Origin of the sequence: Sphingomonas sp. So64.6b, from assembly GCF_014171475.1 — a bacterium.
Classification (GTDB): domain Bacteria; phylum Pseudomonadota; class Alphaproteobacteria; order Sphingomonadales; family Sphingomonadaceae; genus Sphingomonas; species Sphingomonas alpina_A.
On the sequence record NZ_CP048817.1, the window covers coordinates 1617338 to 1639378 of the forward strand.

Consider the following 22041-nt stretch of genomic DNA (forward strand, 5'->3'; position numbering starts at 1 on the left):
GCTACGCCGCGCCGAACAGCGTTCTGAACTGGCGCGGCTGCGACCGAAGATATTGTTTCGGCGCGACGACCTGCGCGCCGAGTTCGGCGGCGGCGTGCCACGGCCAGCGGGGATCGTAGAGAATCGTGCGGGCCAGGGCGATCATGTCGGCGTCGCCGGTTGCGATGATCGCCTCGGCCTGGTCGAAACCGGTGATCAGCCCCACCGCGACGACGGGCATTTTGGTCGCCTGCTTTACCGCACGCGCGAGCGGAACCTGATAGCCGGGCCCGGCCGGAATCCTCTGCGCGGGATGGAGCCCGCCGCTCGACACGTGGATGGCGGCGCAGCCACGCTGCTCGAGCGCCTGGGCGAAGGCGATCGTCTGCTCGATATCCCAGCCGCCTTCGACCCAATCGGTGCCGGACGCGCGCATCGTAACCGGCTTGCCGGCCGGAAATGCCGCACGCACCGCGTCGAATATTTCCAGTGGGAAACGCATGCGGTTCTCCAGCGAGCCGCCATAAATGTCGTCACGCTTGTTCGACAAAGGCGAGAGGAACTGGTGCAGCAAATAGCCATGCGCGCCGTGGAGCTGTATGGCGTCGAGACCAAGTCGCGCGGCGCGCCGGGCGGCCGCCGCAAAACCATCGCGCACTCGCTTCATTCCATCCACGTCGAGTGCGCTCGGGGCGTTGTCGCCCGGATTAAAGGCGATTGCCGACGGCGCCTGGGTTTGCCAGCCATGCGGTTGACCGGGCGCGATTTGCGCGCCGCCGGCCCAAGGCACTTCGGTCGACGCCTTGCGTCCGGCATGGCTGAGCTGGATCGCGACCGGCATCGGCGACCATCGCCTGACGCTGTCCAGCACCTTGCCCATCGCCGTTTCGGTCGCGTCATCCCATAATCCGACGTCGGCCCAGCTGATCCGCCCTTCGGGCAGAACCGCGGTCGCTTCGATCGTCAGCAGTGCCGCGCCCGACAGGGACAACTGACCGAGATGGATCAGGTGCCAGTCGGTCATGCAGCCGTTCTCGGCCGAATATTGGCACATCGGCGCGATCACGATGCGATTGGCAAGGTCGAGGCTGCCTATACGAAGTGGTTGGAAAAGCGCAGGCAGGGGCATGTGGACGCTCCAGAGGGGAAAGCCGGAGCCAACGCACGACCATCACGAAAGTGCAACGGCTATCCCAAGCCGCCCGACGCGATACCCATCAGTCGCGGGCGTCGGCAGCGCTGGTTGCGATCAATCGCCGGAACCGTTCGCTGATACCGTCCGACGCGTTGGAAAGCAGGCGCCGCATCTTTGCATCATAGACGTCGACCGGATCGCCGGCGCGCTTGAGTATCATGCTCCAACTGCCGAATCCCCGCGCTTCGATCGGTCGGTCGTGCAACGTTTCAACGTCGCGATGCCTGGAATCAAGAATGATCCGGCCAAAGGTCGCCTCGACGCTTGTTGCCGGTCCTTCGATCACTTGCATGAAATGCGTGCCGTCGGACCACAATAGGCCAGTCACGCCGTCGATCGCATTATTGTGGCGCGACTGCTCGAGAATGGCGGCAAGATCGGCTTTTCCGGCAGGCGCGGTGCTAACGCTGATATAAAGTATCTGACGCATTCCCGGCCCCTTTCCAGGACAAGCTAGTCCAACCCGCCGATCTCGTCATTGTGCCAGATCAAGGTGTTGTGACTCAGTCCACCCGCTTCAAGCCAATGGCGCAACCATGCGCCTTGTCGACATAATGCCGGGCCGAGATCAGCAGCATGGCCTGTGCGTTATCATCGAGTTCCCGGATTGCCCGCGCCGGGCTGCCGACGATCAGGCTGCCGGCGGGGAAGGTCTTGCCTTCGGTCACCAGCGCGCCCGCGCCGACGATGCACCCGTCGGCGATCACCGCGCGGTTGAGGACGATCGCCCCCATACCGATCAGCACGCGGTCACCGATCGTGCAGCCGTGCAGGATCGCCTTGTGTCCGATCGTGCAGTCGGCGCCGATCGTCAGCGGCGCACCGGCATCCGAATGACACACCGCGCCCTCCTGGATATTGCTGCGCGGGCCGACGATCATTGGTGTGTTGTCGCCGCGGATGACCGCTCCGAACCAGACGCTCGCATCCTCGCCAAGCAGGACTTCGCCGATCAGGTCGGCGCTTGGCGCGACCCAGGCGCCGGGTGCCAGATGCGGACGTTTTCCGTCGATTTCATAAAGCGGCATGGTCGATCTCCCTGAACACGCCGCTTAAGAGCAACGACATCGCCGCGCAAACCGTCGCGAATTGTCCAGCGTTAGTTGGCATTCTCGCCGAGCGTGCCGGTGCCGGTGGCCTTGCGCGCCCGGCGCAATCGGGGTTCGCGCTCGAGGCTTGCCGCGGCCATGATCTCCTTACGCAACTCGTCGCGCTTCTCGTGGATCGAGGCGATCACCGGACCGACCGCAACGCCGAGATCGACCAGCACGGCTTCCGATAATTGCAGCGAGCTTTCCAACGTTTCGGGCACCGCGTCGGTTGCGCCGGCGCGGTAAAGTTCGGCGGCATGCGCGGTGTCGCGGGCGCGGGCGACGATGGTCAGGCCGGGCACCCAGCCGCGCACGCGGCGCGTGAGGCGGACCGACAGCACGGGGTCGTCCATCGTCAGGATCAGCGCTTTGGCCCGGCCAAGGTTGAGGCGATCGACCAGTTCGGCGCGCGATACATCGCCGAAGATCACTGGATAACCCTCGGCGCGTGCCGCCGACACGGCATCGATGTCCGCCTCGACCGCAATGAACGGTTGGTTGTGTACCTTGAGCATGTCGGCGACCATGCGCCCGACGCGACCGAAGCCGATCACCACCGTGCCCGGACCTTCGGGCGGAATCTCGGCCTGGTCGAGATCGCTCTTGTCGCGCTGCTCGATGCCTTTGGCGACCTTCTTGCCCAATTGCGCGAGCAATGGCGTGATGGTCAGGCCGATCGCGGTGACCGTCTGCCAGAAATTCGCGGTCGATTGCTGGATCAGTTGCGCTTGCGCCGCGGCACCGAGCACGATCAGCGTCGTTTCCGACGGACTTGCCATCAGCACGCCCGCTTCGGCCGCCACACCGTTACGAATGCCGGCAAATTTGAGCAGCCCGAACGTCATGGCGGTCTTGACCGAAACGACGCTGGTGATGGCGAGCAACAGTTCGGGCCAATTCTCCAGGATGAGCCGGATGTCGAGGCTCATCCCGACAGTGATCAGGAATACGCCCAGCGCGAGACCTTTAAATGGCGCGGTGATGACCTCGACTTCGCTATGATATTCGGTTTCCGCGATGAGCAGGCCGGCGAGCAGCGCGCCGACGATCGGCGACAGGCCCGCGGCGGTCGTGGCGAGGCTGGCGACGATCACCACCAGCAGCGATGCGGCAAGGAAGAGTTCGGGGCTTTTGGTCCGTGCGGCCTGCGCGAACAGCCGGGGCAGGAATATGCGCCCGGCGACGAAGATCACCGCGATGGTAAACAAGCCCCGCGCCGCGACACCTAATATGCCGCTCAGCCCGTCGCCTGCCGCGCTGGGGGCCATTGCCGCAAGGGCAAAGATGATCGGCACAAGCGCCAGGTCTTCGAACAGCAGCATTGCGAACGAAGTCTTGCCGACCGGGCTTGCGGTGCCCGCGATCGGCAGCACCAGCGCGGTCGACGACAGCGCAAGCGCGAGGCCGAGTGCGGTTGCGCCGGCCCAGCTTTGCCCGATGAAGTGAAGTGCCAGCCCGATCACGACGGCCGAACCCAGCAACTGTGCGGCACCCGTGCCGAACACCAGCTGCCGCATCGCCCAGAGCCGCTTGAGCGACAGTTCCAGCCCGATCGAAAAGAGCAGCAGGATGATGCCGAATTCGGCGAACGGTTCGATCGAATGTGCATCGGAGATCGTGATGTAGTATAACCACGGATAGTCGCGAACGAGCGTGCCCAGACCCGACGGACCGACGAGGAGACCAACCAGGATGAAGCCGATCACCGGGCTGATCTTGAACCGCGCAAAGGCCGGAATGACGATCCCCGCCGCGCCAAGGATGACAAGGGCGTCGCTGAAACCGGCGTTGCTGAGGGGGGAGGCCATGGGTGCATCTAATCGTAACGCTGCCGGTTTGTCAGCCGATGACTGAGGAAAATACCGATCTGGTGATTATTGGCGGCGGTCCAGCGGGGATGATGGCCGGGCTGTTGTTCGCGCGCGCCGGGGTCAGGACGCTGGTGCTGGAGAAGCATGGCGATTTCCTGCGCGATTTTCGGGGCGATACGGTCCATCCGTCGACCCTGCGCATTTTCCATGAGCTTGGCTTGCTCGATGAGCTTTTGAAGCGGCCGCATAACCGGGTCGAGCAATTGGGCGGGCGTGTCGCCGGCCAGAACTTGAAGATCGTTGATTTCCGCCATCTTCGCGTGCCCGCGCCGTACATCGCGCTGATGCCGCAATGGGAGTTCCTCGATTTCGTTGCGGAACAGGCGCGCCGCTATCCGACCTTCTCATTGCGGCAGAACTGCGCGGCGATCGATCTGATCGAAGAAGGCGGGCGCGTCACCGGCGCCCGAACGAAAGATGGCGCCGAAATTCGTAGCCGCCTCGTCATTGCCTGCGATGGTCGTGATTCGCGTTTCCGTGCCGGCTTACCGCTCACGACGGTCGGGGCGCCGATGGATGTGTTCTGGTTTCGCATTCCAAAAGTGATGCAGCCCGACAACGACAGCATGGGCGTGTTCGATACCGGGCTGTTGTTCGTACTGATCGACCGCGGTGATTATTGGCAATGCGCTTTCGTCTTCGCCAAGGGCGGGGCGGAGAAGATCAGGGCTGAGGGCCTCGACGCCTTTCTGACGCGCGTTCGCGCGGTCGGCCCGGAAACGGCGACGGTCGCAGAAGGCGTGAAGAGCTGGGACGACATCAAACTGTTGACCGTGACAGTCGATCGGCTTGATCGCTGGCACCGCCCCGGTTTGCTGATCATTGGCGACGCGGCGCATGCCATGTCGCCGATCGGCGGGGTAGGGATCAATCTGGCGGTGCAGGATGCCGTTGCGGCGGCAAATGCGCTGGCCGGCCCGCTGGCGAATGGCGCGGCAATCGATGCATTGCTGCAAAAAGTGCAAGATCGCCGCATGTTCCCGACCAGACTTACTCAGGGTTTCCAGCGCGCGATCCAGGACCGCATCATCCAGCCGCTGTTGGCCAGCACCACGCCGATGGCGAAACCACCCCTGGCCGCGCGATTGCTCGATGCGATACCGCTCTTGCGAAGAATTCCGGCACGAGTCTTGGGGCTCGGCTTCCGGTCGGAACATGTCCGATCGCCGGAAGCCGAGCGAGCGGATTAGCTCGCGCCCATCGCGGTTTCCAGATTGACGCGTACAGCCTCGAAAAACTGCTCGGTCGTCATCCAGGGCTGATCCGGTCCGATCAGGATCGCGAGATCCTTGGTCATCTTGCCGCTCTCGACCGTGTCGATGCAGATTTTTTCGAGCAGCTCGGCGAACTCGGTCACTTCAGGCGTGCCGTCGAACTTGCCGCGATATTTCAGACCACCGGTCCAGGCGAAGATCGACGCAATCGGGTTGGTCGAGGTCGCTTTGCCTTGTTCGTGCATGCGGAAATGGCGCGTGACGGTGCCGTGCGCGGCTTCCGCCTCGACCGTCTTTCCGTCCGGCGTGAGCAGGACCGAGGTCATCAGGCCGAGCGAGCCGAAGCCCTGCGCTACCTGATCCGACTGCACGTCGCCGTCGTAATTCTTGCAGGCCCAGACGAACTCGCCATGCCATTTGAGCGCCGAAGCGACCATGTCGTCGATCAGCCGATGCTCATAGACGATGTTGGCTTCCTTGAACTTATCTTTGAATTCGCTTTCAAAAACCTCGGCGAAGAGATCCTTGAAGCGGCCGTCATAGGCCTTGAGGATAGTGTTCTTGGTCGAGAGATAGACCGGCCAGCCGAGATTGAGGCCGTAATGCATCGACGCACGCGCGAAATCGCGGATCGAATCGTCGAGGTTGTACATCGCCATCGCGACGCCCGATGACGGGAACTGAAACACTTCCTCGTCGATCACGGTGCCATCATCGCCCTCGAATACGAGCCGCAGCTTGCCCGGGCCGGGCACGCGGTAATCGGTCGCGCGATACTGGTCGCCGAAAGCGTGGCGGCCGACGACGATCGGGTGGGTCCAGCCCGGAATCAGGCGGGGCACGTTCTTCATCACGATCGGTTCGCGGAATACAACGCCGCCGAGGATGTTGCGGATCGTGCCGTTAGGCGATTTCCACATCTTCTTCAGGCCGAACTCCTCGACCCGCGCCTCGTCCGGCGTGATCGTCGCGCACTTTACGCCGACGCCGTACTTCTGGATCGCCTTGGCCGATTCGACGGTGATCTTGTCGTCGGTCTCGTCGCGCTTGCCGATCCCAAGGTCGTAATATTCGAGGTCGATATCGAGATAGGGGAGGATGAGCCGCTCGCGAATCCACTGCCAGATGATCCGCGTCATCTCATCGCCGTCGATCTCCACGACAGGCGTCTTCACCTTGATCTTCGCCATCGATACTCTTTCCGTAAGGGGAGGTTTGGTCCTAGCTCTAGATTGGGCGTCTAGGAGCAAGGATGGCTGCGATCAACCTCGGCACGCCAGAGAAATGGTCATGACAGCCATGAAGTGGGCGATCACGCGCTGCAGCGTTGTCACGTTGCACTGCGGTGAGTAGAACAACGTCATGTCATCACTTGATAAACCGCCACTGGCGAACTCGACCGTCAAATGGCGTTTTCCCGATATGCATCCCGAGGGCCGCAAATATGTCCTGATCGCGGGCGTGTTCGTCCTGTTGTCGCTGATCTTCTGGGATTTCATCACCTGGCCGCTGATCGGCCTGACGATCTGGGTCGTATCCTTTTTCCGTGATCCCGTTCGCGTGACACCGACAGGTGAAGGGCTGATCATCGCCCCCGCCGACGGGCTGATTACGATGGTCGAGCGCGTGCCCGTGCCACGCGAACTGGCCGGCGAGAATGGCCTTGGCGATGCACCGCTGATCCGTGTGTCGATTTTCATGTCGGTGTTCGACGTGCACATCAACCGTACCCCGATCGCCGGCACGATCCGCCAGGTCGTGTATATTTCGGGTAAATTCCTCAATGCCGATCTCGACAAGGCGAGCGAGGAGAATGAGCGCCAGCACATCGTCGTCGAAGGTCGCGATGGGCGGCGCGTCGGCATGACCCAGATTGCCGGCTTGGTCGCGCGGCGCATCCTGGGGTTCGTCAAGCCGGGCGATATGGTCGCCAACGGCCAGCGCGTCGGGCTGATCCGTTTTGGCAGCCGGGTCGATGTCTATCTGCCGGACGATGTCTCGTGTCAGGTTTGTCTAGGACAACGCTCCATCGCGGGCGAAACAGTCTTGGGCCGGGTCGGCGGCGTTGTGCCGACCGGCATTGCGCAATGACTCGAGCATGCGTGACGGATTTGAAGGGACAGCATCGATGAGCCGTCCTCCCCGGCAATTGTCGCGCGGTTTGCCGCTGCGTGCAGTCGCGCCCAACGCGGTCACCGCTCTGGCCTTATGCTGCGGCCTGACAGCAATCCGTTATGCGATTTCGCAGAATTGGGAGGTTGCGGTCACGCTGATCCTGATCGCGGGCGTACTTGACGGCATCGACGGACGCATTGCCCGGATGCTGCATGGCGAGAGCAGGTTCGGCGCCGAACTCGATTCGCTGGCCGACGCGATCTCGTTCGGCGTGTCGCCGGCGCTGATCATCTATCTTTGGTCACTTAACGCTTTGCCGCGTATCGGCTGGCTCTGCTCGCTGGTTCTGGCGGTCTTCTGTGCGCTCCGTCTCGCGCGGTTCAACGCGAATATCGATGTCACGGAGCAACCGCACAAATCGGCCGGGTTCCTGACCGGCGTCCCGGCGCCAGCGGCTGCGGCGATGGCATTGTTACCGCTGTTCATGTGGTTCTGGACTAGCGAGCCGCTGTTTCAGTCGCCCTATCTCGTTGCGCCTTGGGTCGCGATGGTCGCGCTCCTGATGGTGTCGAGCGTCGCGACTTATTCGTGGAGTTCGCTCAAACTGCGGCGGAACATCCGCTTCGAGGCGCTGGCAGTTGTGGTGATCGTCGGAGCGGCCATGGTGTCGGCCCCATGGCACACGCTATCGCTCCTGTGCATCGCCTATATCGTCTCGTTGCCGTTCAGCATAACCTCCTACGCAAGGGTCAGGCGACAGCGCGGATCGCAACCGTCGCCACCGCTCGCGGCCGTACCACCGACCGTCGATCTCTGACCGTCAAGCGATGCGTGGAGGCGAGGATGGGATCTTCGCGTCCAGACAAGATCGCGACGATCCGCGGCATCGCCGGCATCAGGGTAAATGCGAACACTGCAAGAGCGGCAGCGAAGGCGCCGGCGAAAATCAATAGTGCGACGAACGTCATCATTTGCCCAACTCCCTGAATTTGGGCCACGGTCTGAATGCGCTAACCATAGTAAGCGCCGTTCCGTTCCATGTCCGCCTTACGAACCCTTTATGTTCCACTGATGTTCCGCATGTCAACACTTGATTTGCGGATCGCTGTCGGATAGAGGGCGCGCCTTCACACCGCATGGGAAGCACACATCGCCGGTGTCCGCCTGGTTGGCCCATTAGGGCTCGCTCGACGGATTACTCGCTTCCCAGAGGCTCAACCGGAAAGGAACTATCTTATGGCGGCACCTGTCGTCTCCATGCAGCAATTGCTCGAAACGGGCGCGCATTTCGGCCACCAGACGCATCGCTGGAACCCGAAGATGAAGCCTTACATCTTTGGCGACCGCAACGGCGTCCACATCCTCGATCTGTCGCAGACCGTTCCGCTGTTCGCGCGTGCGCTCGAATTCGTCGCCGCCTCGACTGCCGCTGGCGGTAAGGTGCTGTTCGTCGGTACCAAGCGCCAGGCGCAAGAGCCGGTCGCGGACGCAGCGCGCCGTTCGGGTCAGCATTTCGTCAACCACCGCTGGCTGGGCGGCATGCTCACCAACTGGAAGACCATTTCGAACTCGATCAAGCGCCTCAAGACGCTCGAAGAGCAGCTGACCGGCGATACGCACGGCCTGACCAAGAAGGAAGTGCTGCAGCTTACCCGTGAAAAGGATAAGCTTGAGCTGTCGCTCGGCGGCATCCGCGACATGGGCGGCATTCCCGACGTGATGTTCGTGATCGATGCGAACAAGGAAGAGCTGGCGATCAAGGAAGCCAATACACTTGGTATCCCGGTCGTCGCGATCCTCGATTCGAACGTTTCGCCCGACGGCATCGCGTTCCCGGTGCCGGCCAATGACGACGCCAGCCGCGCGATCCGTCTGTATTGCGAAGCGATCGCGATCGCTGCGACGCGTGGCGGCCAGGAGCAGCAGCAGCGCCGTGGCGTTGATGTCGGTGCAATGGATGCGCCGCCGGTCGAGGAAGCGCTGACCGTCGCTCCGGCCGCTGAAGAAGCGCCGGCCGATACGTCGGTGACCGCTGAGACCTTCGCTGCGCCGGAAGCGCCTGCTGCGGAGGCACCCGTTGCCGACGCACCGGCCGCCGAAGCACCTGCAGCGGTAGAAGCTCCGGCAGCAGTCGAAGCACCGGTTGAGCCCGAGGCGCCCGCCGCCTCGACCGAACCGGAAACGGCCGCTGAAGGCGAGCGCCAGATCGACGCCTGAACCGTCGCCGGAATGACATGCGGGCGGGGTAGGGCGTTTCAGCCTTTTCCCGCCCGCACCCATATTTGAAGCACAAGAGGAAAATTGACATGGCCGAGATCACGGCAGCAGCGGTGAAGGACCTGCGCGAGAAGAGCGGCGCGGGCATGATGGATTGCAAGAAGGCGCTGACCGAAGCCGGTGGCGACATGACGGCGGCGATCGACTGGCTGCGCGCCAAGGGGCTCGCCTCGGCGGCCAAGAAGTCCAGCCGTACCGCGGCCGAGGGGCTAGTCGGCATCGAAGTGTCGGGCACCAAGGGCGCTGCGGTCGAAGTCAATTCCGAGACCGATTTCGTCGCCAAGAACGTGCAGTTCCAGACCTTCGTGCGCGACGTGACCTCGGTCGCGCTCGAGCTCGGCGATTCGATCGACACGATCAAGGCGGCGCAGCTCGGCGACAAGACGGTCGACGAGACGCTGACCAACAACATCGCGACGATCGGCGAGAACCAGACGATCCGCCGCGCCAAGCGCCTCGAAGTGACGCAGGGTGCGATCGTACCTTATGTCCATAACGCGGCCGCTCCCGGTCTCGGCAAGATTGGCGTGCTCGTAGCGCTCGAGAGCGATGCGGGCGCCGATGTGCTCGAGCCGCTCGGCAAGCAGATCGCGATGCACATCGCGGCGGCTTTCCCGCTCGCGCTGAACGAGGATGGCCTCGATCCAGAGATCGTCGAGCGCGAGCGCGCGATCGCGACCGAAAAGGCAGCCGAGAGCGGCAAGCCGGCCGACATCGTCGCCAAGATGGTCGACGGTGCAATCGCAAAGTACCGCAAGGAAAACGCCCTGGTCAGCCAGCTGCTGGTGATGGACGGCAAGACCAAGATCTCCGATGTCGTCGCCAACGCCGCCAAGGCAGCTGGCAAGTCGATCGAACTGGTTGACTATGTCCGGTTCCAACTCGGCGAAGGTATCGAGAAAGAAGCGAGCGACTTCGCAGCCGAAGTCGCCGCGGCTTCGGGCGTCAAGCAGCCCGCTTGATCTGACATGCCCTCTCCCGACAGCGGGAGAGGCACCAGAAGGCCAGGGTCGACATGCAGTCGGCTCTGGCCTTCTTGGTAAATGAGGTCGGCCATCCGGCTGCCTTCGCGCTTCCCATCGACGGTCGTGCCGACTAAGGTCCGCGCCGCCCCGTCCGCCAGCATGTTGGAACCTTGTGACAGCACTTCGCTTCAAACGCATATTGCTGAAATTATCGGGCGAAGTCCTGATGGGCGAGAATGGTCTCGCCATCGATCCCGCCGTGACCGCGCGCGTTGCGGGTGAGATCGCGGACGTGAAGGCGCAGGGCTATGAGCTGTGCGTCGTCGTTGGCGGCGGCAATATCTTCCGCGGGCTGGCGGCCGCCGCCAAAGGTTTCGAACGCGCGACCGCTGACCATATGGGCATGCTCGCGACGGTCATGAATGCGCTCGCCGTGCAGAACGCGCTTGAACAAATTGGTGTTTCCACCCGCGTCCAATCGGCCATTTCGATGGACAAGATATGCGAGCCGGTAATTCGCCGCCGGGCCGAACGCCACCTGGAAAAAGGCCGCGTGGTGATCTTCGCCGCGGGCGTCGGCGAGCCTTATTTCACGACCGACAGTGGTGCCGCGTTGCGCGCCGCGGAGATGAAATGCGATGCCTTGTTTAAAGGCACCTCTGTCGACGGCGTCTACGATGCCGATCCGAAGGTCGTGCCCGGCGCGACACGTTACGATACGGTCAGCTACGATACCGTGCTGGCCAAGAATTTGAAGGTAATGGACGCTAGCGCCATTGCGCTTTGCCGCGACAACAATATCCCGATCGTCGTTTTCAACATCCGTGAACATGGCAATTTTGCCGCCGTTCTCGCGGGTGAGGGCGTGTCGACGACGGTTCAGAAGGAGCAGTAATCATGGCAGCCTATGATAAGGCCGATCTCGAGCGCCGCATGGCCGGAAGCGTCGAGGCATTGAAGCACGACCTACAGGGTCTGCGTACCGGTCGTGCGTCAACTTCGTTGCTCGATCCGGTCACTGTTGAGGTCTATGGCGCACATATGCCGCTCAACCAGATCGCTACGGTGTCCGCCCCTGAGCCGCGCATGTTGTCGGTGCAGGTTTGGGACAAGGGCAATGTCGGCCCGGCCGACAAGGCGATTCGCTCGGCCGGCCTCGGCCTCAACCCGATCGTCGATGGCACGACTTTGCGCCTGCCGATCCCCGACCTGACCGAAGAACGTCGCAAGGAACTGGCCAAGCTCGCCGGCAAATATGCCGAGGATGCCCGGATCGCCGCGCGCAACGTGCGCCGCGACGGCATGGACAGCCTGAAGATCGACGAGAAAAAGGGCCTGTTCGGCGAGGACGATCGCAAGAAGCTCGAAACCGAAGTGCAGAAGCTGACGGACAAGACGATCGGCGATATCGATGCCGCCGCGTCGGCCAAGGAAAAGGAAATCCTCGGCAAGTGATGCCCGTGCCCGCCACGGCCGCGCATCCCGCTGCCGGGACGGCGCCATTGCCCACCGGGACGGCGTCATTGCCGCGTCATGTCGCGATCATCATGGATGGCAACGGTCGCTGGGCGAAGAAGCGGTTTCTGCCGCGCTTCGCCGGGCATAAGGCCGGTGTCGAAGCGGTTCGCTCGGTCAGTCGCGCTGCCCGGGCGATGGGGATCGAAGCACTGACCCTGTACGCCTTTTCGTCGGAAAACTGGCGCCGCCCCGAAGAAGAAGTGAGCGACCTGATGGGGTTGCTGCGCCTGTTCATCCGCACCGATATCGATGAACTGGTGCGCGAAAACGTGCGGTTGCGGGTGATTGGCGATTACCGGCGCTTTTCCGCCGACCTCGTTCAGCAAGTGAATGATGCGATCGCGCGGACCGCTGCCAATACCGGGCCGATCCTGGTCATCGCGCTCAATTATGGCGCGCAGGCCGAAATCGCTGCGGCGGCACGGCGGCTCGCGGCAAAGGTCGGCCAAGGTACGCTCGATATCGCGGCGATCGACGAAGCGGCGATCGAGGCCGAACTCGACACCAACGATCTGCCGCCGCTCGACCTGCTCATTCGCACCTCGGGCGAGATCAGGCTTTCCAACTTCCTGCTGTGGCAGGCGGCCTATGCCGAATTGCTTTTCGTCGACACCCTCTGGCCTGATTTCGACGCAGCCGCGCTGGACAAGGCCGTCGCCGAATTCGGCCAGCGTCAGCGGCGCTTCGGCGGCCTTTGACCATGCAAACCTCGGACCTTGGGCTGCGTGCGGCAGTCGGCGTGCTGCTTATCGCCGTGGCCGCATTGGCGTTGTGGGCCGGCGGTATCGGTTTCTGGCTGCTCTGTGTCGTGCTGGCGCTGTTGATGATGGCGGAATGGGCCGATCTCGACGGGGTCGACCGCAAGACCCGTCGCACAGCGCAGTTCGCGCTGTCGATCCCATTGGCGCTGATGGCGCCGGCGTCGCTGATTATCGAGATCCATAATTTCTTCACGCTCGGGCTGCTCGCCGGCGCGGCATTCTTCATCGTCATCGTGACAAAACGACCGACGTTGGCGGCAGGGGCGATCTATTGCGGGTTACCGGTGCTCGCGTTGCTGTTCATCCGCCGCCAGGATGAGGGCATCGTCTATACGCTCTGGGCGTTGGCGCTGGTCTGGGCATGTGACATCGGCGCCTATTTCGCTGGTCGCGCGATCGGCGGACCCAAGTTATGGCCTGCGATCAGCCCGAACAAGACCTGGGCAGGCCTGATCGGCGGCGTGGTACTGGCGAGCCTGTTCGCACTGTCGATGCATATTCTGTACGGGCTGCCGTGGCGCATGACGCTGGCGACGCCGGTCCTAGCGGTGCTGGCGCAAGGTGGCGATTTGTTTGAAAGCTGGTTGAAACGTCGCGCTGGGGTGAAGGATAGCGGCGACATCCTGCCCGGGCATGGCGGCGTGCTCGACCGGCTCGACGGACTTGTCCCGGTTGCACCGCTTGCCGCGTTGCTTGTCATCCTGCCGCGGTTCTACACGTGAAGACGATCACGATCCTTGGCGCCACCGGGTCGGTCGGGAGTTCGACACTTGACCTGGTCGAGCGGGAACCGGAACGATTTCAGGTCCTCGCGCTGACCGCAAATTGCGATGTCGAGAAGCTGGCCAAGGCGGCGATCCGCACCAACGCCCGCCGTGCGGTGGTAGCGGACGAAAGCTGCCTTGCGGCACTGCGCGACGCGCTTGCCGGAACCGGTATCGAAACAGCGGGCGGCGCCCGTGCGCTGCTGGAAACCGCGGCGATGGGCGCGGACTGGACGATGGCGGCGATCGTCGGCTGTGCCGGGCTAGAACCGGTCATGGCCGCGGTCGGGCAGGGCGGCACGGTGGTGCTCGCCAACAAGGAGCCGCTGGTATCGGCGGGTGATGTCGTCCTCGCCGCGGCCAAACGCCATGGCGCGACGCTGTTGCCGGCGGATTCCGAGCACAACGCGATTTTCCAGTGCTTCGATTTCGAACGGCCCGAAGCGATTCGCCGAATCATCCTGACCGCAAGCGGCGGCCCGTTCCGCGACTGGTCGATCGAACAGATGCGCGACGTGACACCCGAACAGGCGGTGGCCCACCCCAATTGGTCGATGGGCGCAAAGATCTCGATCGACTCGGCGACCTTGATGAACAAGGGCCTCGAACTGATCGAGGCGGCGCGGTTATTCCCCATCGCGCACGACCGGATTGAGATCATCCTGCACCGGCAGTCGGTGATTCATTCGCTGGTCGATTATGTCGATGGATCGGTGCTTGCACAGCTCGGCCCGCCCGACATGCGTACGCCGATCGCTCATTGCCTCGCCTGGCCTGACCGCATGGCGACGCCGATGGCGCCGCTCGATCTGGTGGCGATCGGTCGACTCGACTTCGAAGCACCTGACCCTGTGCGTTTTCCAGCGCTGCGGCTGGCGCGCGAGGCACTGGACGCGGGGGGTGCCAGGCCGGCAATTCTCAATGCCGCCAATGAGGTCGCCGTCGCGGCATTCCTTGACCGCCGTATCGGCTTCCTCGAAATTGCCGCAATCGTCGCCGATACGCTGGAGCGTTACGACCCGGCCGCTCCAGAGACGCTCGATGCTGTGTTGGCAATCGACGCTGAGGCCCGGAGGATCGCGGGTGCCAGAATAGCGGGTGGGCGTGTGAAGGATTGCGTGATTTGATCCAGACCCCGGGCCTTTGGCTGTATATCCTGGCGTTTATGCTGGTGATCGGACCGCTCGTGTTCGTTCACGAGATGGGCCATTATCTCGCCGGCCGCTGGTTCGGTGTGAAGGCCGATGCTTTTTCGATCGGGTTCGGCCGCGAGATATTCGGCGTGACCGACAAGCGTGGCACGCGGTGGAAATTCGGCTGGCTGCCGCTCGGCGGCTATGTGAAGTTTGCCGGCGACATGAACCCGGCGAGCCAGCCCGACGCGGCCTGGCTGGCGTTGCCCGCGGCCGAGCGTGCGCAAACCTTCCAGGCCAAACCGGTCTGGCAGCGCGCGATCATCGTCGCGGCTGGGCCGGTGGTGAATTTCGTGCTCGCGGTCCTGATCCTGAGCGGATTTGCGATGGCATATGGCGAAAACCGCACACCGCCGGTGATCGCGATGGTGGCGCCGGGCAGCGCGGCGGCCCATGCGGGCCTGGCGATCGGGGATCGCATCACATCGCTCGGCGGTCGCGCCGTGGAAACCTTCAACGACATCAGGCAATATACCGTGCTGCGCCCGCAAGAGCGCGTCGCGATCGAATATCAGCGCAACGGTGTCGCGCGGAGCGCCGAGATCACCATCGGTGCCGCCGTCGAACGCGATCGATTCGGTAATGAGTTCCGCAAAGGGCAGCTTGGCATAGCCGGCGGAAGCGGCGTCTATCAGCCGGTCGGCTTTCTCGAGGCGCCGGGTGTCGGTGTGCGCATGACCGGCGAAACCCTACGCAGCACGCTGGATGCTTTGGGACAGATCATCAGTGGGCGGCGATCGGTCAGTGAGTTGGGTGGCCCGCTTCGCATCGCGAAGGTTTCCGGCGAACAGCTTTCGCTCGGGGTGCCGACGCTGATTTTGCTGATGGCATTTGTGTCGATTAACTTGGGGTTCATCAACCTCTTGCCAGTTCCTATGCTCGATGGCGGTCATTTGTTTTTCTATGCGATCGAAGCGGTCCGGCGGCGTCCCGTTAAACCGGAGGTCCAGGAATGGGCATTTCGTGGCGGATTGACGGCGTTGCTTGCGCTGATGATCCTCGTGACGTTCAATGATTTGGGCGCATTCGGGCTGTGGAAGAACCTGGCCGGGTTGATCGGTTGACGCGGTTGAGGCAGGGCAGGCGAATTAAAGCGGCCCGTGTAATTTTCTCCGGTTGGGGTGGACAGTGACAGCGATCAAGGTTTCGAAATTCGGCGTTCGCGCCACGACAGCGTTGCTTGCGGGCACGATGCTGTCTGGGCTGCCGATTGCGGCCAATGCGCAGGCCGCGCCGCAGACACCAGCGCCTCAGGCCGCCGCACCTCAACCAGCCGCACCCCAGGCGCCGGCCCCGGTCGTCGCTCCGGTGACACGCACGATCAAGTCGCTGCGCGTCGAAGGTTCGCAGCGCATCGAGCCCGACACCGTGCTGTCCTACACCAAGCTGCGCGTCGGCCAGCCCTATACAAATGAGACGCTCGATCAGGGTTTGCGTGATCTGCTGGCGAGCGATTTCTTTGCTGATGTATCGATCGCGGGTGTTGAAAGTGGCGACATCGTCATTCGCATCCGCGAGAATCCGGTGATCAACCGTATCGTGCTGGAGGGCAATAAGCGCCTCAAGTCGGACAAGATCACCAAGGAAATCAAGCTCGCACCGCGTCAGATCTTCACGCGCACCGCGGTCCGTCAGGACATTGCGCGGATCGTCGAGCTGTATCGCCGCCAGGGCCGGTTCGGCGCGTCGATCGAGCCAAAGATGGTCATGCTCGACCAGAATCGCGTCGATGTGGTGTTCGAGATCAGCGAAGGACCGAAATCCAAGGTCCGTCAGATCAACATCATCGGCAACGAGGTGTTCGACGACGACAAGCTGCGCGAACAGATGGCGACCAAGCAAGCGCGCCTGTTCCGGCTGCTCAGCTCGAACACGAGCTACGACCAGGATCGCATGGCGTATGACCAGCAGAAGATGCGCCAATTCTACCTGACCGAAGGTTATGCCGACTTCAAGGTGACCTCGGCGGTCGCCGAACTGACCCCGGACAAGTCCGATTTCATCATCACCTATGTGGTCGAAGAAGGGCCGCGCTACAAATTCGGCGATGTCAGCGTCGACAGCTCGATCCGCGATTTCAACAATGACGCACTGGCCAAGAGCCTGGCGATCAAGAAGGGCGACTGGTACAACGCGAAGCTGGTCGAGAATTCGGTCGACAGCCTGAGCGAGGCGGCCGGCCTTTACGGCTATGCCTTTACCGAGGTGAATCCGGAATTCCAGCGCGACCGTGAAAACCTCACCATGTCGCTGAATTTCAATATCGCCGAAGCCAAGCGCTCCTATGTCGAGCGAGTCGACATCAACGGCAACACCAACACCCAGGACAAGGTGGTCCGCCGCGAGATCCGCCTGTCAGAAGGCGATGCGTTCAACAGTTTCCAGGTCAAGCGTTCGCAGGACCGGATCAATTCGCTCGGCTTCTTCCAAGACAAGTTCGAGATCAAGCAGACCCCCGGATCGGCACCAGACCGCGTCGTCCTGACCGCCGATGTCGAGGAAAAATCGACCGGCGAGTTGCAGCTGTCGGCCGGTTTCTCGAGCCTCGAAAGCTTCATCGTCCAGGCATCGATCCGCCAGCGCAATTTCCGCGGCAAGGGTCAGGAGCTGCGCGCGAGCGTCAATTATTCGAGCTATTCCAAGTCGGTCGAACTCGGTTTCACCGAGCCCTATCTGTTCGACAAGAATATCGCGATCGGCGGCGATATCTTCCGCCGCGATTATAATTCGTTCAACTATGTCGGCGACCAACGCCAGACGACCTACACCCAGGTATCGACCGGCTTCCAGATCCGTGCGGGCATCCCGCTCACCGAATATTGGTCGCTCTCGGCGCGTTACGGTCTTTCTTTCGACAAGGTCGGCCTGGACAGCCAGTATTTTACCAACGGCACCTGCGACCCGGTAAAGGCCGGACGATATCTGTGCGACGCGATTGGCAATCGCGCGACGTCATCGGTTGGTTACTCACTGATCTTCGACAGCCTTAACAGCCGGTTGCGGCCGAGCGCGGGCCAGCGCCTTGTGTTCAGCCAGGATTTTGCCGGTCTGGGCGGCGATGTCCGTTATGTCCGGACGCGGTTCGATGCCGATAAATATTGGGGCATCGGTGGCGGCTTCATTCTGTCTGCCAGCCTGGAGGGCGGCTATATCCACTCGCTTGAGGGCAGCAAGGGCCCAGGCATCGACAAGGTGCGCATCACCGATCGCTTCTATCTCGGCGAACCGGAGTTTCGCGGCTTCGACATTCGCGGCGTCGGGCCGCGTGTCCAGCGGACCAATTATATAATCGATGCAAGCGGCAATCAGGTCCTAGATACCAACAAGGACAATATCATCGACGATGCGCTCGGCGGTCGAGCTTATTATTCCGGGCGCCTCGAACTTGAAATCCCGCTCAGTGCAGGCGCGCGCGAACTCGGTTTGCGACCATCTATCTATCTGCAAACCGGCGCGCTGTTCGGCATTACCAAGCCGCTGGATACGATTACGTTCCCCACCGAGAACGGCAAATTGGTATCGCCGTACCTCACGAATGATGCCGGTCAACGACTTTACGGCATTACCCAAGCCGATGGTGGCACGATCGTTACGACCTGCGCAGTCGGTATTCCAGATGCTTCGGGCGTCTGTAATGGCGGCACTGCAAACACTGTTCTCCACACCGGGGTACAGCCTTTCAGGGAGGAATTCGTAGGCAATTCGGCCAAGCCGCGCCTGTCGGTCGGTGCCGGCGTTAACTGGACTTCACCGTTCGGCCCGCTGCGCATCGACGTTGCTTACGCCCTGCTCAAGGACAAGGGCGACGATACGAAACTCATCACTTTCAACGTAGGGACAGCTTTCTGATGAATACGTACAAGAAGTTTTTGCTGGCTAGCGCGATGATCGCGTCGCCGCTCATCGCCGCAAGTTCGGCGCAGGCACAGGTTTCCGGCATTGCCGTCGCCGATCCTGAAGGGGCCATCCTCGGCGCCAAATCGCTTGAGGCCGCCAATGCGACGATCGCCACGACGTACAAGGCTCAGCTCGATCAGGTACGGACCCGGCAGCAGGCGCTTCAAACCGAGCTGACGGCGCTCGCCGCGCCGCTCGACACGAACAAGGACAAGCAGGTTTCCGAACAGGAACTCGCCGCTGCCGAAGCCGCGAAGAATCCGATCCTGCAGAAGATCAAGACCGCACAGACCAATGGCCAGCAGGAAGTCTCGCGGCTGAACGCGCCCGCACTCCGTGCGCAAGCCTATGTGATCGAACAGATCACCCAGAAATATAACCCGGCGCTGGAAACGGTCGTCGCGGCGAAGAAGATCAGCCTGGTGCTCTCGGCCAACAGCGCCCAGTTCGCTCAGCCGGCTGTCGACATCACCGACGCGATCCGCGCGGAAATCGATCGCGTGCTGCCGACCGCGAACATCACGCCGCCGGCCAACTGGCAGCCTGGCCAGCAGACCGTCCAGCTGCTGCAGCAGTATCAACAGGCGGTCTATGCGCAGGCAGTGCGTCAGGCACAGTCGCAAGGAGCGGCGCCTGCTGCCCCCGGTGCGACCACGCCCCCAGCAAAGCCGCAACCGCAGGGCCGGTGAGCGACATGAGTGAAACGGGGGCGCCCGGCCCAGTTGATATCGGCCCGCTCGATATCGGACGGGTCATGGCGGCGCTTCCGCACCGTTATCCGATGCTGCTGGTCGACCGTGTCGAGGAATTGATCCTCGACCGGTCGATCGCGGCAATCAAGGCGGTGACGATCAACGAGGGGTTTTTCCAGGGGCACTTCCCTGGCCGTCCGATCATGCCCGGCGTTCTGATCGTCGAGGCGATGGCGCAGGCGGCCGGTATCCTCGCGGTTGAATCGTTCGGCCTCGCCGGTTCGGGCAAGCTCGTTTATTTCATGGCGATCGACGGTGCGAAGTTCAGGAAGCCGGTCGAACCTGGCGTTCTGCTGCGGCTCGAAGTGGAATTCGTGCAGAAGCGATCGAGCGTATGCAAATTCGCCGGCCGCGCGACGATCGACGGACAATTGGCGGCCGAGGCCAATTTCACCGCGATGATCGCGGATCCGCCCAAGGCCTAAAAGTCTGTTTGACTACCGGCTCTTGCCGTATCGTGGCGCCTCGTGTAGGCCCCGCGCCTTCGCTGCTGGTCGGAAACCAGCGGTTTTTCCCGGAGATTTGACGTGAAGAAAGATATCCATCCCGATTATCACACCATCAAGGTGCAGATGACCGATGGCACCGTGTACGAAACCCGCTCCACCTGGGGCAAGGAAGGCGACACGATGACGCTCGAAATCGATCCGCTGGCGCATCCGGCATGGACCGGCGGCCGTGGCACGATGCTTGACACCGGCGGCCAGGTCGCACGCTTCAACAAGCGTTTCGGCGGTCTGACTCTCAAGAAATAACGGCTGCCGCGCGCCGTCGTTAACGGCGCGTTAGCCAAGCGGGCATAGGCTCTCCCTTCATCGCTCACGCGAAAGGGGAGCCATGTTCGCCGCCGAATACGAACCCGCAGTGACCAGCAACGGACGCCGGCGAGCCCCGCGCGCGCCGGTGTCGCTCGACGCGCGGATCGGGCGGGGCGGGCTCGACCGCACCTTGTGCAAGGTGGCGGATCTGTCGATTCATGGCGCCCGTATCCACAGCTATTCAGGACTGCGCAGGGGCGCGGTCATCTGGTTGACTCTGCCGCTGCTTGGCCAGGTTGCCGCCACGGTGATGTGGGCCGATGACTTCGAGGCCGGCTGCCAATTTCATCACGCACTCGACGATGCGGCTTTTGAGACACTGACCGCGCTCAGTGCGAACTAGGTTGAGATTGGGGTAATGCGCGATTATGCCAGCCACGCCGGTGTAAGGCCAATTTTCCCCAGTGACATGACTTGGTGGCGGACTGGAACGCGGCGATGAACCTGCTGTGCATGATCCTGAAACATCAGCGCGACGCCAGCCGCGTCTGGGACGATGGCCATAATTATCGCGCGCCATGCCGCCGTTGCGGTTTCCCGTTGATCAAGGTGACGTTCGGCGATTGGCGCGCATTCGATGCGACCCGTGATTACGAGGCCGACGGCGCACCGCGCAAGTCACGACCGCTCAGTAGATAAAGATCTGGCAGGCCACGCCTGTTGCCCACTCGGCCACGCTTCTTGGAGATAAGGGCGGTCGTACTGCGTTTCTGGTGCACTTTCGACGGTCAGAGAACTTGGCGCAATCCCGGAAGCCCCGTAGCGGCCGATGCCGTTAGCCGACCAGTCATCAAATCGTGCAGGATCACGACTTTTCTGGCAACCTGTCTGCGATCAGGAACGTATCCCGAACCACAGGCTTGTTTGACTGACCTGATGACGCTCGGTGACAGGAGAAATAATAATGCAAAAAGACATGAAAAATAGAATCGCCGGAGCCGTTTTCGTTGTGATCTCGATCGGAATATATGGATACGCATCCACATTTCTGAAAATGGGGCATGCCTTGTTAATCGCTGCTTTGCCGGCAGTGCCAACTATCTTAATTGCGACCTATTTCCTAAAGAAAGCTCAAAAAAATGAAGCACGAAGCGCCGCCGATGCGCCGTCCAACCTAAAATCTTAGTCTACGACATGAGCAAATGTTTACGGATTTTCGTCGTACTTGCGCTTGGATGCCTAGGCTCATTCCTGCTCTATATCGCATCATGGATATTGTATTTTAGCAATTACAGTGAAACGGACGTATCCGATCGAGGTTATCGTGACACCGTATGGGTTATTTACATCGCGACCGTTCTTTGGGTGAGCTTTATTGGTCGCTGGCTGTTCAAGATCTATCGCACAAAGGGCAATGGACCTTAAAACAAGACAAGGACTGCCGCGCCCCTTCGACAAACGCGGGCATTGCCATTTCGGCGTGTGAGTCGAAATGGCGACCTTCGGCATTGGCGGAGAGGGTGGGATTCGAACCCACGGTGAGCTTGCACCCACGGCGGTTTTCAAGACCGCTGCCTTAAACCACTCGGCCACCTCTCCGCTCGCGCTTGCGCTTAATGTGCGGAGCGGCCGATGTGCAAGCGTCCAGTTTGCCTTCCACGTGACGGATCATGCGCGCTGCCGTGCGGTAC

At 61.9% G+C, this 22041-nt stretch carries 23 protein-coding genes and 1 tRNA gene; 18 read left to right on the plus strand and 6 right to left on the minus strand.

The window, feature by feature from the left end; genetic code table 11:
- Window position 1: 1 nt before the first annotated feature.
- The 4 genes from G4G27_RS07755 to G4G27_RS07770 form a co-directional block, all read right to left on the minus strand.
- Window positions 2-1108: an NADH:flavin oxidoreductase/NADH oxidase gene (locus tag G4G27_RS07755; RefSeq protein ID WP_183112796.1), complete on the minus strand. Its 1107-nt coding sequence runs from the start codon at window positions 1106-1108 to the stop codon at window positions 2-4.
- Between the two features lie 88 nt (window positions 1109-1196).
- On the minus strand, window positions 1197-1604 hold the full coding sequence (locus tag G4G27_RS07760; RefSeq protein WP_183112797.1) for a BLUF domain-containing protein: 408 nt from the start codon (window positions 1602-1604) through the stop codon (window positions 1197-1199).
- A 73-nt stretch (window positions 1605-1677) separates the two neighbouring features.
- Entirely contained in the window at window positions 1678-2202 is a 525-nt protein-coding gene (locus G4G27_RS07765) for a gamma carbonic anhydrase family protein (protein ID WP_183112798.1), read from the minus strand.
- 71 nt (window positions 2203-2273) lie between these two features.
- Window positions 2274-4073 carry a cation:proton antiporter gene (locus tag G4G27_RS07770; protein WP_183112799.1) on the minus strand — a complete coding sequence of 600 codons (1800 nt, stop codon included), beginning with the start codon at window positions 4071-4073 and terminating at the stop codon, window positions 2274-2276.
- 2 nt (window positions 4074-4075) lie between these two features.
- On the opposite strand from G4G27_RS07770, the gene G4G27_RS07775 reads away from it, so the two are divergent.
- Window positions 4076-5326 carry an FAD-dependent oxidoreductase gene (locus G4G27_RS07775; protein WP_244624600.1) on the plus strand — a complete coding sequence of 417 codons (1251 nt, stop codon included), beginning with the start codon at window positions 4076-4078 and terminating at the stop codon, window positions 5324-5326.
- Here G4G27_RS07775 and G4G27_RS07780 read toward each other — a convergent pair.
- Window positions 5323-6540, minus strand: a complete 1218-nt coding sequence (locus G4G27_RS07780; protein WP_183112800.1) for an NADP-dependent isocitrate dehydrogenase — start codon at window positions 6538-6540, stop codon at window positions 5323-5325. The genes G4G27_RS07775 and G4G27_RS07780 overlap by 4 nt on opposite strands.
- 172 nt (window positions 6541-6712) lie before the next feature.
- On the opposite strand from G4G27_RS07780, the gene G4G27_RS07785 reads away from it, so the two are divergent.
- The 17 genes from G4G27_RS07785 to G4G27_RS07865 all read left to right on the plus strand — a co-directional run bounded on the left by G4G27_RS07785 (window position 6713) and on the right by G4G27_RS07865 (window position 21536).
- Window positions 6713-7441: a phosphatidylserine decarboxylase gene (locus G4G27_RS07785; protein ID WP_183112801.1), complete on the plus strand. Its 729-nt coding sequence runs from the start codon at window positions 6713-6715 to the stop codon at window positions 7439-7441.
- A 37-nt stretch (window positions 7442-7478) separates the two neighbouring features.
- Window positions 7479-8282, plus strand: coding sequence for a CDP-diacylglycerol--serine O-phosphatidyltransferase (gene pssA / locus G4G27_RS07790; RefSeq protein ID WP_183112802.1), 804 nt, complete (start codon window positions 7479-7481; stop codon window positions 8280-8282).
- 419 nt (window positions 8283-8701) lie between these two features.
- Window positions 8702-9682, plus strand: coding sequence for a 30S ribosomal protein S2 (gene rpsB / locus G4G27_RS07795; RefSeq protein ID WP_183112803.1), 981 nt, complete (start codon window positions 8702-8704; stop codon window positions 9680-9682).
- A gap of 89 nt (window positions 9683-9771) precedes the next feature.
- Window positions 9772-10704 carry a translation elongation factor Ts gene (tsf, locus tag G4G27_RS07800; protein WP_183112804.1) on the plus strand — a complete coding sequence of 311 codons (933 nt, stop codon included), beginning with the start codon at window positions 9772-9774 and terminating at the stop codon, window positions 10702-10704.
- 175 nt (window positions 10705-10879) lie between these two features.
- Entirely contained in the window at window positions 10880-11602 is a 723-nt protein-coding gene (gene pyrH, locus G4G27_RS07805) for a UMP kinase (RefSeq protein ID WP_183112805.1), read from the plus strand.
- 2 nt (window positions 11603-11604) lie between these two features.
- Window positions 11605-12162 (plus strand): ribosome recycling factor, encoded by a 558-nt coding sequence (gene frr, locus G4G27_RS07810; RefSeq protein ID WP_183112806.1) that lies wholly within the window; start codon window positions 11605-11607, stop codon window positions 12160-12162.
- Between the two features lie 92 nt (window positions 12163-12254).
- A complete protein-coding gene (gene uppS / locus G4G27_RS07815; protein WP_244624689.1) occupies window positions 12255-12923 on the plus strand; it encodes a polyprenyl diphosphate synthase in 669 nt (222 codons plus the stop codon).
- Between the two features lie 2 nt (window positions 12924-12925).
- The gene (locus tag G4G27_RS07820) at window positions 12926-13708 is read left to right on the plus strand and encodes a phosphatidate cytidylyltransferase (protein WP_183112807.1); all 783 of its coding nucleotides are present in this window, start codon (window positions 12926-12928) and stop codon (window positions 13706-13708) included.
- On the plus strand, window positions 13705-14877 hold the full coding sequence (locus tag G4G27_RS07825; protein ID WP_183112808.1) for a 1-deoxy-D-xylulose-5-phosphate reductoisomerase: 1173 nt from the start codon (window positions 13705-13707) through the stop codon (window positions 14875-14877). The genes G4G27_RS07820 and G4G27_RS07825 overlap by 4 nt, the downstream gene beginning before the upstream one ends.
- The gene (rseP, locus tag G4G27_RS07830; protein WP_183112809.1) at window positions 14874-16007 is read left to right on the plus strand and encodes an RIP metalloprotease RseP; all 1134 of its coding nucleotides are present in this window, start codon (window positions 14874-14876) and stop codon (window positions 16005-16007) included. Before G4G27_RS07825 ends, rseP begins: the two co-directional genes overlap by 4 nt.
- A gap of 127 nt (window positions 16008-16134) precedes the next feature.
- Entirely contained in the window at window positions 16135-18792 is a 2658-nt protein-coding gene (gene bamA, locus G4G27_RS07835; protein WP_183113684.1) for an outer membrane protein assembly factor BamA, read from the plus strand.
- Window positions 18793-18827: 35 nt separating this feature from the next.
- Window positions 18828-19529: an OmpH family outer membrane protein gene (locus G4G27_RS07840; protein ID WP_244624601.1), complete on the plus strand. Its 702-nt coding sequence runs from the start codon at window positions 18828-18830 to the stop codon at window positions 19527-19529.
- 5 nt (window positions 19530-19534) lie between these two features.
- Window positions 19535-20017 (plus strand): 3-hydroxyacyl-ACP dehydratase FabZ, encoded by a 483-nt coding sequence (gene fabZ, locus G4G27_RS07845; RefSeq protein ID WP_183112811.1) that lies wholly within the window; start codon window positions 19535-19537, stop codon window positions 20015-20017.
- A gap of 102 nt (window positions 20018-20119) precedes the next feature.
- On the plus strand, window positions 20120-20347 hold the full coding sequence (gene rpmE / locus G4G27_RS07850; RefSeq protein ID WP_034159539.1) for a 50S ribosomal protein L31: 228 nt from the start codon (window positions 20120-20122) through the stop codon (window positions 20345-20347).
- 82 nt (window positions 20348-20429) lie between these two features.
- Window positions 20430-20753 (plus strand): PilZ domain-containing protein, encoded by a 324-nt coding sequence (locus tag G4G27_RS07855; protein WP_183112812.1) that lies wholly within the window; start codon window positions 20430-20432, stop codon window positions 20751-20753.
- Window positions 20754-20827: 74 nt separating this feature from the next.
- On the plus strand, window positions 20828-21049 hold the full coding sequence (locus G4G27_RS07860; RefSeq protein WP_183112813.1) for a hypothetical protein: 222 nt from the start codon (window positions 20828-20830) through the stop codon (window positions 21047-21049).
- Between the two features lie 265 nt (window positions 21050-21314).
- Window positions 21315-21536 carry a hypothetical protein gene (locus G4G27_RS07865; RefSeq protein WP_183112814.1) on the plus strand — a complete coding sequence of 74 codons (222 nt, stop codon included), beginning with the start codon at window positions 21315-21317 and terminating at the stop codon, window positions 21534-21536.
- A gap of 323 nt (window positions 21537-21859) precedes the next feature.
- On the opposite strand, the gene G4G27_RS07870 is transcribed toward G4G27_RS07865, so the two are convergent.
- A tRNA-Ser gene (locus G4G27_RS07870) sits at window positions 21860-21949 on the minus strand.
- Window positions 21950-22041 lie beyond the last annotated feature (92 nt).

Bases quoted from the DNA above. Each gene is read 5' to 3' on its own strand.
- G4G27_RS07770 (WP_183112799.1), bottom strand. From the start codon at position 4,073: ATGGCCTCCCCCCTCAGCAACGCCGGTTTCAGCGACGCCCTTGTCATC.
- bamA (WP_183113684.1), top strand. From the start codon at position 16,135: ATGCTGTCTGGGCTGCCGATTGCGGCCAATGCGCAGGCCGCGCCGCAG.
- frr (WP_183112806.1), top strand. From the start codon at position 11,605: ATGGCAGCCTATGATAAGGCCGATCTCGAGCGCCGCATGGCCGGAAGC.
- rpsB (WP_183112803.1), top strand. From the start codon at position 8,702: ATGGCGGCACCTGTCGTCTCCATGCAGCAATTGCTCGAAACGGGCGCG.
- G4G27_RS07780 (WP_183112800.1), bottom strand. From the start codon at position 6,540: ATGGCGAAGATCAAGGTGAAGACGCCTGTCGTGGAGATCGACGGCGAT.
- pssA (WP_183112802.1), top strand. From the start codon at position 7,479: ATGAGCCGTCCTCCCCGGCAATTGTCGCGCGGTTTGCCGCTGCGTGCA.
- G4G27_RS07760 (WP_183112797.1), bottom strand. From the start codon at position 1,604: ATGCGTCAGATACTTTATATCAGCGTTAGCACCGCGCCTGCCGGAAAA.
- uppS (WP_244624689.1), top strand. From the start codon at position 12,255: ATGGATGGCAACGGTCGCTGGGCGAAGAAGCGGTTTCTGCCGCGCTTC.
- G4G27_RS07855 (WP_183112812.1), top strand. From the start codon at position 20,430: ATGTTCGCCGCCGAATACGAACCCGCAGTGACCAGCAACGGACGCCGG.
- tsf (WP_183112804.1), top strand. From the start codon at position 9,772: ATGGCCGAGATCACGGCAGCAGCGGTGAAGGACCTGCGCGAGAAGAGC.
- G4G27_RS07785 (WP_183112801.1), top strand. From the start codon at position 6,713: ATGTCATCACTTGATAAACCGCCACTGGCGAACTCGACCGTCAAATGG.
- G4G27_RS07820 (WP_183112807.1), top strand. From the start codon at position 12,926: ATGCAAACCTCGGACCTTGGGCTGCGTGCGGCAGTCGGCGTGCTGCTT.
- G4G27_RS07755 (WP_183112796.1), bottom strand. From the start codon at position 1,108: ATGCCCCTGCCTGCGCTTTTCCAACCACTTCGTATAGGCAGCCTCGAC.
- fabZ (WP_183112811.1), top strand. From the start codon at position 19,535: ATGAGTGAAACGGGGGCGCCCGGCCCAGTTGATATCGGCCCGCTCGAT.
- G4G27_RS07840 (WP_244624601.1), top strand. From the start codon at position 18,828: ATGATCGCGTCGCCGCTCATCGCCGCAAGTTCGGCGCAGGCACAGGTT.
- G4G27_RS07765 (WP_183112798.1), bottom strand. From the start codon at position 2,202: ATGCCGCTTTATGAAATCGACGGAAAACGTCCGCATCTGGCACCCGGC.
- G4G27_RS07865 (WP_183112814.1), top strand. From the start codon at position 21,315: ATGCAAAAAGACATGAAAAATAGAATCGCCGGAGCCGTTTTCGTTGTG.